10 protein-coding genes and 1 pseudogene are annotated in these 13,586 nt (G+C 55.4%); 3 read left to right on the top strand and 8 right to left on the bottom strand.

The window, feature by feature from the left end; genetic code table 11:
* Nucleotides 1-18: 18 nt before the first annotated feature.
* Nucleotides 19-2,373, top strand: a complete 2,355-nt coding sequence (locus HCU74_RS01670) for a 1-acyl-sn-glycerol-3-phosphate acyltransferase (protein WP_168448654.1) — start codon at nt 19-21, stop codon at nt 2,371-2,373.
* A 59-nt stretch (nt 2,374-2,432) separates the two neighbouring features.
* Here the strand turns inward: HCU74_RS01670 and HCU74_RS01665 are convergent, their stop codons facing one another.
* The 6 genes from HCU74_RS01665 to HCU74_RS01640 form a co-directional block, all read right to left on the bottom strand.
* Nucleotides 2,433-2,711, bottom strand: a complete 279-nt coding sequence (locus tag HCU74_RS01665; RefSeq protein WP_168448653.1) for a cytochrome C oxidase subunit IV family protein — start codon at nt 2,709-2,711, stop codon at nt 2,433-2,435.
* Complete coding sequence (locus HCU74_RS01660) at nt 2,708-3,319, bottom strand: cytochrome c oxidase subunit 3 (protein ID WP_168448652.1); 612 nt, start codon at nt 3,317-3,319, stop codon at nt 2,708-2,710. Before HCU74_RS01660 ends, HCU74_RS01665 begins: the two co-directional genes overlap by 4 nt.
* Complete coding sequence (locus tag HCU74_RS01655) at nt 3,319-4,047, bottom strand: hypothetical protein (protein ID WP_168448651.1); 729 nt, start codon at nt 4,045-4,047, stop codon at nt 3,319-3,321. The genes HCU74_RS01660 and HCU74_RS01655 overlap by 1 nt, the downstream gene beginning before the upstream one ends.
* A gap of 70 nt (nt 4,048-4,117) precedes the next feature.
* A complete protein-coding gene (locus HCU74_RS01650; protein ID WP_168448650.1) occupies nt 4,118-5,263 on the bottom strand; it encodes an acyl-CoA dehydrogenase family protein in 1,146 nt (381 codons plus the stop codon).
* A 77-nt stretch (nt 5,264-5,340) separates the two neighbouring features.
* The gene (locus HCU74_RS01645) at nt 5,341-7,074 is read right to left on the bottom strand and encodes an enoyl-CoA hydratase-related protein (protein WP_168448649.1); all 1,734 of its coding nucleotides are present in this window, start codon (nt 7,072-7,074) and stop codon (nt 5,341-5,343) included.
* A 208-nt stretch (nt 7,075-7,282) separates the two neighbouring features.
* Nucleotides 7,283-8,191, bottom strand: coding sequence for a LysR family transcriptional regulator (locus tag HCU74_RS01640; RefSeq protein WP_168448648.1), 909 nt, complete (start codon nt 8,189-8,191; stop codon nt 7,283-7,285).
* A 106-nt stretch (nt 8,192-8,297) separates the two neighbouring features.
* Here HCU74_RS01640 and HCU74_RS01635 point away from each other — a divergent pair, with 106 nt between their 5' ends.
* Together HCU74_RS01635 and HCU74_RS01630 are read left to right on the top strand one after the other, a co-directional pair.
* Complete coding sequence (locus HCU74_RS01635; RefSeq protein WP_168448647.1) at nt 8,298-9,434, top strand: acyl-CoA dehydrogenase family protein; 1,137 nt, start codon at nt 8,298-8,300, stop codon at nt 9,432-9,434.
* A 57-nt stretch (nt 9,435-9,491) separates the two neighbouring features.
* Nucleotides 9,492-10,388, top strand: a complete 897-nt coding sequence (locus tag HCU74_RS01630; RefSeq protein ID WP_168448646.1) for an SDR family oxidoreductase — start codon at nt 9,492-9,494, stop codon at nt 10,386-10,388.
* Between the two features lie 101 nt (nt 10,389-10,489).
* On the opposite strand, the pseudogene HCU74_RS01625 reads toward HCU74_RS01630, so the two are convergent.
* A pseudogene (locus HCU74_RS01625) lies at nt 10,490-10,819 on the bottom strand (DUF2846 domain-containing protein); the annotation flags it as partial.
* Between the two features lie 290 nt (nt 10,820-11,109).
* Nucleotides 11,110-13,521 carry a TonB-dependent receptor gene (locus HCU74_RS01620; protein WP_168448645.1) on the bottom strand — a complete coding sequence of 804 codons (2,412 nt, stop codon included), beginning with the start codon at nt 13,519-13,521 and terminating at the stop codon, nt 11,110-11,112.
* Nucleotides 13,522-13,586: the final 65 nt, after the last annotated feature.

The following is a 13,586-nucleotide window of genomic DNA, read 5'->3' as shown; positions in this document are numbered from 1 at the left end:
CTACAGGTAACCCCCATTATGAGCCAAATCAATAAAAACCCCTGGCCAACCGATACCGACTTGCCAGTGATTTTTATCGCCGACTGTTCCAGCAAGCGGGAGATGAAACTGCTTAAACAGTTTATCGACGCCCACCGCCCGGCGAACCGCATATACGACATTGTCTACCGACCGCTGCGCACCGCGAGCCGGCGGCGGCTGAGCAAAGGCGATTTGATGGCCGCCATCGAGCGCTTCGACAACTGCTACCTCAGCCCGATACGCTTGAACTGGATTCCCCGCAAACAAAAGGACGAAGGGGTGACCTTTCGCGATCTCGTCGCCGGCCACACCGCCAATCCCAACGCACTTCAGCAGCTGGTATCCAGCGTCGCTGGCGGCCTGGACACCGGAGTGATTGTCGGCCCCGGCGCCACCGCTGATGAACTGCGTGAGAATTTCGAGCGCAAGAAAAGCAAGGGCTTTGAATACCCCGACCTCGCCGCCTTTATCGAACGATCGGCCCTGCTGGCGCTGGAAAAGGCCCACCGCGACCTGAGCGGCGCGCGCTACCGGGTACCCCGGCTGATCGACAACGAAGTTATTCAACGCCCCGCCATGCGCGAGGCTCTGGAACACATCGCAGAGTCTTGCGGCAAAAACCTTGAGTCACTGGAAAAATACGCGCGCAAATGCCTTCATGAAATGGCGGCGACCCCCTCCCCCATTGGCAACGATATCGCCGCAGCACTGGGCCGCTTTATGTTTGAACGGGGTTTCGACCCGGACATCGACATCGACGAAAACGACATCGCCCGCATACAACAACTACTGAAAGAAAAGCCCGTCGCGTTTTTGTTCACCCATAAATCCCATATCGACGGCTTTTTGTTGATCTGGCTGTTTCACCAATACAACCTGACCCCGGCGCATATCTTCGGCGGAATCAATATGAGCCTGCCCGGGCTGGGACAATTGCTGCGCAGCTCCGGCGCCATTTTTATTCGCCGCAGCTTCGGCAACGACGAAGTCTACAAAGCGGTGTTTCGCAACTACATCGACTATCTGGGAGAAAAGCGCTTTCCGGTTATGTGGGCGATGGAGGGCACCCGTAGTCGCACCGGCAAGCTGATGCCGCCACGCTACGGCTTGATAAACTATGTTGCCAGCGCCTATGCCCGGGACGACGCCCAGGACCTGATGATGATGCCGATTTCCATTTGCTACGACCAGGTACCGGAAATCGCCGACTACGATGCCTTGCAGGCCGGGGGCAGCAAGCGGCCGGAATCCGCCTCGTGGTTTATGGAATACATCAGCGGCTTGAAAAACCCCCACGGCAAAATCCACGTACGCTTCGGCGAGGGTGTACCCATCAGCCGTTATATCGACCAGTCGAACCCCCGTGTGGACAAGCGAGCGGTTCAGAAGCTGGCCTTCGACCTCGCGGTGGATGTCAACCGGGCGACCCCTGTCACCATCAACGGGCTGCTGTGCTATGTGCTGTTGGAAAACGGCCACCGCGCGATCAATTTCAAGGAATTGTCCGGCGGCGTGTACGCCCTCTGGCGACTGGCAAAATTACTTGATGTTCACCTCAGTGACGAGGCCAGGGAAATTACTGAAGACTGCCTGCGCAAACGCCTGACCCAGCTGGGTGGCACCGGGGTTATCAAAATCATCAACGACGGTATCGAGACCGTTTATATGATCCCCCACGACAGTGGGCGAATGGCAGCTTACTACCGCAATGGCATGCTTCATTTTTTCACCACCAGTGCGATTGCCGAGCTGGCCCTGCTTGCGGTGCGTAGTGAGGGCGAGGCCGCACTTGAGGAGTTCCACGCCGAAGCCCTGCGCATTCGCGACCTGCTGAAACACGAGTTCTTCTTTGAGGGGTCTGAAAATTTCCTTGTAACCCTGGAACAGGAAATGGATCTGCGCATGCCCGGCTGGCAACAGGTGATTACCCGGGGTAGCGAAGCTGCCCGCGGCCTGCTCACCGAGCTCGACACCCTGATCGGCCACGGCACCCTGCGCGCCTTTATCGAAGCCTATCTTGTGGTGGCGCGCTCCCTGCGTATGGATACCGGCGTGCAAGACGTGCAAACCAAAACCCTGATTGATCGGGCACTCACTCTGGGCAAACAGCGGGTGTTACAGCAGCGCATTCATTGCGAGGAATCGGTGTCGTCGGTCTACTTTGAAAACGCGGTAAAAATCGCCGACAGTCTCAAGCTCTTGCAGGCCAGTGAATCGGCTCCCGAGCTGCGACAACAATGGCTGGATGAGCTGCGCGCACTTACCGCCAATATCCGCTTTCTGGCGTCGATCAGTGAATCTCGCCGTCTGGCGGAACGCACTCAACTGGAAGACACAATGGCATATTCCTGAGAAGACACAACGGCGAAACCCGGCAACCCCACCCGAAGGGGTCAGTGCCGGGCCCAAGCCTAATGCAGGACAGCAATCAACACCGAGCACATAATGATATTCCATGCGTCAAACCCATGGCGCAGCCATTTCGGTGCGTGTTTCAGTTCCATAAACTGAAACCCGATCACCCAGGTTTTAACAAACGCGGAAATCACCACACCGTACATCGCCAACGAGGCCGCGTCGCCGGTTCCGCCAAGACTCCAGGCAACACATGTAGTGCCGACCAATACCAGCCATGCCAGGGTCATCCCCCGGTGCTGCGTGAACAGAGATTGAAGACCGGATATGCTCATAACAAATACAACAACGCGAACAGTACAACCCACAGTAAATCGACCAGATGCCAGAACAGCGCACCGTTCTCTATGGTTCGAATATCACCGGAACTCATGTTATCGCGACGACTCGCATGCCGGGCTATGGCAAGCACACCGACACCGACCAGCACATGTATAAGATGAATACCGGTAAACACAAAAAAGTACATAAAGAATTCGTTGGTCGCAGGCGTCACACCCATATTGAGCTTCAGTCCCCATTCAAGGACTTTATTCAACACAAATGCCAGACCACAGAGCATGCCCAAACTGAACAGACGACTGGTTCGCGCAGAATGCGCTGATCTGCACCGCTCAACGCCCAGGGCGACGCACCACGACCCGGTCAGCAAAATAAGCGTGTTGACCACACCCAGCCACTGATCCAGCTGTGCACGGGACTCATTGAACAACTCAGTATTCTGGTGCTGCCCCATGGCGATTAGCACAAAGAACACACCAAAAACCAGCAGATCCCCAGCGATAAAAAACCATATGCCTATTTCACCGGGAACCCTAGATGTCGGTTCCTGCTCGCCCGAAACGGTCTCGCTGGACAGCGGCAACCCTTGATTAGCCGCCATCAATCGAGCGCAGTGTTAGTCCACTGCAGCTTTGAAATTTTAAACATTTCATAGGACATAATTGCTATCCACAGAAAGAAAGCCACAAAGGGAATCCACAACGCGACAATGCCATGCCAGGAGAATGGGCCGTCCTTGAAAAAGATTATCATCTGTCCCGGCGCAAAGAGCAAAACCGCCCAGAGGTTTACGTAAGCCACCCAACGGGGGAATGGCTCGCGCCCCTCCTGCGCGAACAGGATAGGCAGCGCGATAGTCACGCACCATCCGCCAAACACAGGAACCGAAAATACCGCCAGAAAATACGCCGCGTCGGCGAACATCTGCACCAGCGAGGGGTGATATTCTACTGGCCTGAACACCATAAGCGCCCAGGCAAAGGCCACCAACAACGCAACCATTGTGCCGCAGGCGGTAAACATCAGTTGAATGTATGAGAATACCGGTCGCTGCTCCCCACGCCGGGTTTGAGCGGCAATACCGGCGCCAAACGCGCCAAAAAGGGCGAAGGACATCATCAGCACAATGGAGCCGATACGAATTTCAAAAAGCTGACCGGATACCTTCTCGACAAATACCGCTGCGGGATCACTGGCATTCAGCAATGGCGGCAGCATTCCCCCGAGCAGCATTCCGCCTATTATAAAAAAGACTATTGCCAGAAAGCCCGCCCAGGCGCAGCAAAGCATTGACCTTTGAAACAAGGTATCTTCCTGAACACTCACCATAATATTGCACTCCTGTTATTAATTTTATTCACGGCATGCCTTGGGGTTACCGATCCGGCAACCCCAAGACTCACTTTTTAAACATGTCTTTCGCAATAATCGTCTTCATAATTTCGATGGAACCACCTGCGATTTTGACAATTCGGGCGTCGGCATAGGCGCGGCAGATCGGGTATTCCCACATATAACCCCAGCCGCCAAACAATTGCAGACACTCATCTACCGCCTTGCAGTGAAGGTTGCTCAATTGCATTTTGGCGATAGCCGCGGTGACGGAATCCAGCTTGCCCTGCATAAACATTTCTATGCATTTGTCGGTGAACACACGGCCCACAACGGCCTCGGCCTGCAATTCAGCAAGTTTGAATTGAGTGTTCTGAAAATCGGCAATCGTGCCGCCAAAGGCTTCGCGCTGAGAGACATAGTCACGTGTCCACTCGATAACGGTTTCCGTTACTGTGGCGCTGCGAATAGCCTGGGCCAGTCGCTCCTGGGCGAGCTTCTGCATCATTATTTTGAAGCCCTTGCCCTCCTCGCCCAGCATATTGCTGGCCGGCACCCGCACGTTTTCAAAGAACAGCTCGGAAGTGTCCTGGGCCTTCATACCCAGCTTGTCGAGGTTTTTTCCACGGACAAATCCCTCGCGGTCGCCCTCAACAATAAACAGGGTTACCCCGTTAGCACCGGCCGCTGAGTCGGTCTTGGTCGCGCAGACCAGTATGTCGCAGTTCTGACCATTGGAAATAAACACTTTCTGGCCGTTAATGACATAGTCATCACCGTCGCGAACTGCCTTGGTGCGTATATTTTTCAAATCGCTGCCCGCGTGGGGCTCGGTCATACCCAGCGAACCAATCCACTCACCGGATACCATTTTCGGCAGAATCCGCGCCTTTTGCTCGTCGGTGCCAAAGGAGTTGATATAGGTGGCGACGAGGTCGGTGTGAATCAAAAAGCCGGGGCCGGAAAAGCCCGAGCGGAACAGTTCTTCAAACACGATCACGTCGTAGAGGTAGTCTGCGCCAACGCCGCCATATTCCTCAGAGATTGTGCAGCACAACAGGCCCATTTCACCGGCTTTGAGCCAAAGCTCCCGAGGGACAATGCCGTCTTTTTCCCACTGCTCATGGTATGGGGCGATTTCCTTGTCGATAAATCGCCTGACCATATCGCGGAACATATCGTGTTCTTCGTTGAAAAGCGTTCGTTCAATCATTAGCCGCAACCCTATTAATGCACATTCGTAATTTTCGCAATCGAATTAATTCGATAAATTTTTACCCGCTGCGGGTGCTATACCGCTTGCAGGTGATAACCCCATTCATTTTTAAAGCGCCAGGCACAGCGGGACAGCAGCTCTGCTGCGCCGGGACAATTCAACTCGCCCCGCTGGAACATGGTCAGGCAAGACAACGGCCCGCCCGTCCACTTGGGAAAGCCCACTCCGTAGACCGCCAGCAAATCGACACCCGCCAGCAGCGCATCAACGCCCTTAGCGCCAGGGGTCAGCTCAACACTCGGCTCATTGCTCAGCCATTCCGCGACCGCTAGCGACAGGTTGAGTAACAGGCGGTATGCCGCCTCTTTATCCGGCTCCACGCCTCCCGTGGCCCCCTCTGGGTGATCCAGCGTCAGACTGTGCAAGCGATCCAGACCCAACGCTGCGCACTGGGCAAAAAACTGTTCCGGCGACGCGCCGCTGCCCGCACTGGCATCCCGAAGCGCTTTCGCCAGCACCCCGTTTACACTGTTTTCAGTTCGCGTCAGTACAATGGTCTTGCCACTGTTTTCCAGCACCGCCAGCGCGCGGGCATCGGCCTCATCACTGCCACTGGCAGCCAGCTCCAGCACTTCGCTTTGTTCAAATGGCTGCACCAGTCGCAACACCGGCTCTGCCGTGCCGCCCTCGGTATTGCATTCCAGGGCCGAGACAACCCTCAGGTCTGCCACACCGGGCTCCCGGCCCGCCGCCGCGAGGATAAATTGAGCCTCACCAGGAGGCAGCTGGGATAAACGCCTGAACGGACGCTCTCCCAGATCCAGCCCTTCGCCAAGCGCAAAACTCGACACAGGTTCGACTGTGGGCAAATCCGCCAATGACTGTTTGGTTGCAGCGGTTTTAGCAAGGAAGCAGGTCGTAACCATATTGGAGGACACCGGGTCGCTCATCAGGTCGACAAATACATCCCACTCAACATCGCAGGCACTATCTATATCCTTGCCATAGCCGCCCTTGATGCAATTGATAATCGCAGACACCGCCGGGTACAGCGCGAGTTCCCCCGCGCTGATTCCCGCCTGCTCGCAGGCCCAGCGGGCAAACTCGTCGTCTGTGGGATCGGGGCTGGCCGCGGGCATGTTGAAATCAGGCCGATCCCAGAGAGCACCGGGGGCCAATGTCAGGGCCAATGCCTTGGCCTGCTCAATAAGTTGGTCTGGTGCTGCCACGCGATCGACCAGCCCCAGCTCAAGAGCCGCCGCCGGCGATACCGGCTTGCCGTCCAGCAGCATTCGAGTACCGCTCTCCAGGCCAACATAGCGCGGCAGCCGTTGGGTGCCGCCCGCCCCGGGCAACAACCCGAGCAGAATTTCGGGCAAGCCCAGTTGCACATGACGGGCATCGGCACAGACCCGGCCATGACAGGCCATCGCCAATTCCAGCCCGCCACCCAGGGCCAGACCGTTCACTGCAGCCACCACCGGCACCGGCAAACGCTCAAGACGACGGAACAGCTTGCCTAAATAGCTGTAGCGGTCGCGCATTTCCTGCCAGCTTGCGTGAAAGCGCATGGCGCCGAAATCCTGAATCATGCCGAGATCGGCACCGGCTACAAAACTGCCCTTGCCCGAGGTGATTACCAATCCCGTTGGCGCATTGCCCTTTGCAAACGCGTCATTCACCGAGTCAATCAACTCGGCCAGGTCAGCCATCATATCTTCCGAAAACACATTGAAGGGCCGATCAGGCATATCCAACGTGGCCAACATTAGCCCCTGAGCATCGTTAGTAACCGTAATATTTTTCATTTAGCGAACTCTGCAAACACGACGAGCCAATCCCAGCACGCTCGCCCCAAGGGGGATAAAGCAGCATTTCGCCGTTTATTGGCGTGCGAATGGGCCTTGATTATCAACAGTATAGCTATTCGTTTGCAAAAGTAAAGTTCGCTAGCTATCTTTTATTTTGAAAAGCCCAGTCAACCGTTTCAGGGCGTTTTCGCCATTGCCAAAGATACTAGCCTTCGGCCCAATGGGCCTCGGACTCCAGCAAGCCCACAAGGGTGCGAATAGGAGGGCTGGGTAAAAAGCGCGAATGATATGCTGCCACCAAGGGCACTGGAGAAACGGTGTCGACGGTATCCAGTGGGGTGAATTTCCGTAAAAACGCCGCGTTGTTGCGGTAGGAAGCTGCAACCGTACCAATGGTGTCGGAGCTGGCCACAATGCGGCAGGCCGAAGAGAAGTGATTAATAATGTGCAATTGTTTGTCCGGCGGCACCTCTCTGCTGCCGAACAACTGATAAATCAGCTCTGGCGACGCCACACTGCGGTCGGCCAGGGCCATCGGATAGTCGCTCAGGTGCGCAACTTCTATTTCGCTTTTACCGCACAGCGGGTGACCCTTGCGCACAAAAAAGCAGATCTCCAATGGCGGCAAAGGATGCAACGTGAACTGGTCACCATAGCGCTGTATATGCGGCATTGGCCCTACCAACAGGTCGATATCGCGGTTAGCCAGGTGGTGAATACTCTGCTCGATCCATCCGGCGGTTTGCTCAATACACACCCCGGGGTGGAGGTTCAACACCTTGGGCAGGGCTATATTCAACAACGACACCAGCGACGGGGGACAGACCCCAATGCGCATTTTCAGGTCATGCAAACCCTTGGCACTGCGGGCGTCAGCCACCAGTTGCTCGAGGTCTTCCACCACCCGCGCCGCGCGATCGAGAAAGGCCCGCCCCTCAGCGGTGGCCACCACCCCGCGTGATCGCCGTTCAAACAGCGCAAAGCCCACGGTTTCTTCAATGTCGGCAATGGCCTTGGTCAACGCCGACTGGGTGATATGCACCACTTCCGCCGCCGCGGTGAGTGACCCGAAGCGGTCAACCGCCACCACATACTTGAGTTTGTTGGAATTCATAGATATTCCAATTACGACTATTAGTGAATATTTATCATTAGACGGAATATCTCATTATTGTCAAGCTCAGGGGGTATTTACCCGGAATCACCAGAGAGCTACCACCATGCTGACAAGGTCAATTTACACCGAGGAACACCACCAATTTCGCGAGAGTGTACAGCGCATGTACGCTCGGGAACTCCAACCCTATGTTGAACAGTGGGAAACCGAAGGCATTGTCAGCCGCGACTTCTGGCGTGCCTGCGGCGACAACGGCATGTTGCTGCCCGACATTCCCGAGCAATACGGCGGCTGTGGCCTCGACTTCAAATTCAACGCCATTATCCTTGAAGAAACCGCCCTCGCCGGCACCACCGGCCCCGCCTTTGGCGTGCACAACGACATCGTCGCCCACTACATTAACAACTATGGCAGCGAGGCCGTTAAACAGCACTGGTTGCCACGTATGGCCACAGGCGAAGCCATCGGCGCAATCTGCATGAGCGAACCCGGCACCGGTAGCGACCTGAAAAACATTCGTACCCGCGCCACCCCGGTAGACGGTGGCTATGTGCTCAACGGTTCCAAAACCTTTATCACCAACGGCATCAATGCCGATGTTGCAGTGATTGCAGCGCGGGTCGGTGACGACAGCGGCGCGCGGTCAATCTCGCTATTTGTATGCGGCTGCGATCAACCAGGCTTTACCAAGGGACGCAAACTCGACAAGGTGGGCAACCGCTCCTCAGACACCGCCGAACTGTTTTTCGAGGACCTGTTCATTCCCACCGAAAATTTGCTGGGAAAACAGGGCGAAGGCTTTATCTACATGATGAAGGAACTGCCCCAGGAGCGCCTGTCTATCGCCATTTCCTGTCAGGCCGCCGCCCAGCACGCCTACGACATTGCTGTGGCCTACGTGAAAGAACGGCAGGCCTTTGGCAAAGCGGTATTCGACTTTCAGAACACGCGCTTTGTATTGGCCAATATCAAAACCCAACTACAGGTCGGCTGGCAGCACCTGGACGCCTGCATTCAGGCACTGGTTAACAAGCAATTGAGCACCGACGAAGCCGCCGCAGCAAAGCTCTGGCACAGTGAACTGCGCTGCAAGGTGGTGGACGACTGCCTGCAATTGTTTGGCGGCTACGGCTATATTGAGGAGTACGAAATCGCCAGATTGTGGCGCGACGCTCGAGTAATGCGACTCTACGGCGGCACCTCGGAAATCATGAAAGACCTTATCAGCCGCTCGATATAAACCTGGCGGCCAACACAATACCAATACCTACAACGACAGACATAGCAAAGGTGGAACATGACATATCAATCTGTATTCAAGCCCGGCCTTTTTGATAACCAGGTGATCATCGTGACCGGAGGCGGCAGCGGTATTGGGCGCTGCACTGCCCACGAACTTGCCGCCCTGGGCGCAACCGTTGCGCTGGTGGGTCGCAGTGCCGACAAACTGGAAAGCGTGCGCCAGGAAATTGAAGAAGACGGTGGCCGCAGCGCGGTATACGCCTGCGATATTCGCGTGGAAGAACAGGTGATCAGCATGGTTGAGGGCGTGCTTGAAAACCACGGCCGCATCGACGGGCTGGTCAATAACGCCGGCGGGCAATACCGCCAACCCCTGCATGAAATCAGCAGTAAAGGCTTTGAGTCAGTGGTGCGACTCAATCTGTTTGGCGGCTTTATGGTGATGCGCGAGGTCTACAACCGCTGGATGGCCGACAACGGCGGCAGCATTGTGAATATTATTGCCGACATCTGGAACGGCTGGCCCAACTACGCCCACTCCGGCGCCTCCCGTGGCGGCATGCTTACCCTGACCGAAAGCGCCGCGTCTGAATGGGCACCCAGTGGCGTGCGTGCCAACAGCGTCGCCGTAGGGGGTGTGGCCAGTAGCGGCTTCGACACCTACGAACCCTCTGCACAAAAGGAAATTCTCAAATTCCCCAAAACCATTCCCATGCAACGCTACGGCAATGTCGCCGAAGTATCGTCGGCTATTGTCTACTTGCTCTCCCCCGGATCTGCCTTTATCACCGGCTCATGTATACGGGTAGACGGCGGCGCCCCCAACGCGCGCCTGTGCTGGAACCCACCGACACCCCACAACAACTCCCCCACCTTTGAAGGATTTCACCGGGACGAGCCACCCAGGTTGTTGACCGAGGGAGTGAAAAAAACAGGCCGCAGGGAAGGATAAGGCTTGCATGCACTACCCCCGCTAAAAGCGGGGGTCTAGCGGGCGAAGACTTGCCCGCCAGGGATACTACCAAAAAAGGCGTTTACGCCAGGGCTGTTCAACTACTTGCTGCATTGCCCCGACAGAGCCAGCTTCAACTTAGCGACGTCTTTCTTTCCTTCTTCCTCAGATTGTAATCTCAGGTTAGCGCCTCCGACAAACACGCCCATTTTCATGTATTGTTCTATAAAGTAGTTTTCCCCCGCTTTGGTCTCTACCATGAGGTCATCAGGCGAAAACTCAGACGCCGTAGACACCTTATGCTGGGTATTTCCGGCCACACCTCGTTGTAAAAAATACATTCGGCGCCGACTCCCCAGGCACTCGTCATCGACCCGAATATCCCTTTTTAGCGCAGCTCCCAATCCAGACGATCTATAGACGTAAAGACCGGCCTTACCCTCTGCTGCTGCGCTGTAATTTTAAAGTGCATTTGAACGCTCACCATTTTCCATAGGCACTAAAATCGGTAAAGCCTGAGAGCTCGCGAGCAGGGCAAGTTCCTGCGGGTGAGACTGAGGGTTCGCGTGCAGGGCACGCTCCCACAGGCCGGGGAATTGAATTGGCTATCGGGAGGATTGGTGATCGGTGTTTTGTAGGAGCTTGCCTTGCAAGCGAGCTTTTGCGGTTAAAAAAAAGCCGCCTTAGGTAAGGCGGCAAAGAGGCATGATCCGGGTTGCGTTTAGTTCAGGAATACGTCGAAGTCCCACTTCAATTTCAAACCGTATAACCGGGGTGGTGCCAGGGTTACTGAGCGACCGAAGTCCTGTTGCAGAATACTGGCGTAGTAGTCTTTGTCTTTGGCGTTGTCTACGAATGCCGTGAGCTGCAGACCCCAGGGGTCATAGAAGTAGCTGGCACGGGCTGACCACAGCTCATACTGGTCTTGCACGTAGTGCGGGGAGTTCTGTGCCGTGGTGAAGTATTCCGATTTGTAGGAATAGTCCACACCGAATTCCAGTGCGCCAAAGTCACCCACATTGACAAACTGGTTGAGCGATACGGTTGAGGTAAAGTTCGGCGACCGAGGCACGTCGTTGCCGGTGAAGTCTCGAGGGCCATTGGCGCCATCGGTGGTGGATACCGGCAAACTGGGTAAACCCAGAACGTCGAAAGGAATGTCTTCCGGCGCACCGGGGCCGAAGTACAGACCCGACTCGTCGTCGAAACCTTCACCTTCTTTATATTCGCTAAAGATGGACTCGACATAGGTCGCACCGCCGGTAATCGCCAGACCGGGGTTCCAGTTAGGCATGGGCTGCCACTGGAAGTCGATCTCGGCACCTTCTACCTCTGCCTCTTCGGCATTGGCATAACGCACAATCGCGCCAGAGGTAAACGATACCAGACCGGTAAGCTGGTTCTTTGTCCGTGATGCGAAGATCGCACCATTCAAACGCAGCGAACCATCGAGCCACTCGGATTTCACACCGAGCTCGGCCGCTGTGGTTTCTTCTGCCTCCACCGCATCGGGGTTACCAAAGAAGTTTACGATGTTGTATGTCGGGCTTTTATAACCGCGCTGTAGCGATGCATAAACCTGGGTAGTAATCGTCGGGAACCATTGCAATGAGATCTTGGGAGAAAAGGTTTCCTCTTCCAGAGGCGGCGCACTAAAGGTCGACAGGCGAGTGTTACGCGAATAATCGTTGCTTTCGTAGTAGGAATCATCGAAGCCCGGGGACTGGTTGTCCACGTAGTCCAGATACGTGCTACCAATCGATCGCGTTTCTTCCTGATGTCTTGCCCCCAAGGTCAGCTGCCACTCTTCGTTGAACATCCAGGTGCCCTGGGCGAAGAACGCGTCGGCCTCTGTGGTGAGTATCCCCGCCGACTCCAGGGTGACCTTTTGCTGGTCTGCAGCCCCGGCACCAACCGTGGGAGGTAGCAATGCGGTCGCGAAGCCATTGTTGAGGAAGAAGAACAATCGACCAAAGCCACCTTCAGCTTTCAAGCCGTAGTAACCTACAACCCACTCCAGCTTGTCAGACCAGGGTGTATCTTCGTTCGACAGAATCTGTAGTTCGATAGTTTCCTGCTCGTTGTACTGGTCGTAGGTAAAGAAGCCGGAACGGTCTTCGTCGGTTGAGTCGTAGTCATACTGCCCCCAGTCAACATCGGCGAGCTGGTCGGAGTAAATCAGTTTGACGTCTACCGGGCCGGGGCGCCACTCGAAGATCGCGCCATACATGGTGTTGATCGTAGCGTTACCACCCTCGTAGTTGGTGTGGGTATCGCGATCGGGCTCGTCGGGTTCTGCACCGTTGCCAAAAAACGGCGAGGGCCGGGTGTTTTCCTGCACAAGGGAGTTACCATTGAACTGGTTAACGTAGGAGCCAATCAGCGTGAGGCTGTAGTCGTCGAGGAAGTCCCAACGAACCTTGACGCGACCACCCTCAGAGAAGTCTTCCCGCCAGGGCATCGGTTCACCGTTATTAAAGTTGGTGCCGTAGTTTTCGTGGGTGTCCTTAAAGCCCGCCAGGGTCATGCCCAGGCCTTCGACACCGGGAATACCAAAGCCGGTGTAGGCCTGATATTCAGCGGTATCATAGTTACCCGCCGTGTATTTGATATTGCCGACAATTTCGTCCACCGGTGGATCTTCGGTGACAATGCTGATCGCACCCGCGGTGGCATTTCGACCAAACAGCGTGCCCTGTGGCCCCTTCAGAACCTCTACCCGCTTAACCGGCCCGAGGGAGTCCTGCTTACCCTGGCTGGCAGGAATGTTTATTCCATCGATATAGGTGGCAACACTGGGGTCTGCGTTAGGCAAAAAGGCCTCGCTCCCCACACCGCGCAGATAGATCAGGGTGTAGCCGTAGGTGTAGGTAAAAGTCAGCCCCGGGGTTATTTTCTGCAAATCGGCGGTGTCTTCAATATTGAAGGCGTCGAGTTTTTCTCCTGAAAAAGCCTGTATTGCAATGGGTACGTCTTGCGAGTCCTGCTCACGCTTCTGAGCCGTTACCGTAACCTCTTCAAGCAACCGGTTGGCGCTACGCTTTTTAGTCGCAGGCTCGTCACTTTGAGCGTGTGAGTGGCTGGCAAATATTGGTGCGGCAAGAACCGCCGCAGCCAGTATGGTCTTTTTCATATTTTCACCCTGCATAGTACAATTTTAATTTTTAGTTCAATGCAAAAATTTACGCGTCAGTACGT

This window comes from Spongiibacter thalassae (assembly GCF_012272835.1).
Classification (GTDB): Bacteria; Pseudomonadota; Gammaproteobacteria; order Pseudomonadales; family Spongiibacteraceae; genus Spongiibacter; species Spongiibacter thalassae.
The sequence above is the reverse complement of the archived record's forward strand: the minus strand, read 5'-3'. Positions and strand labels throughout refer to the sequence as shown.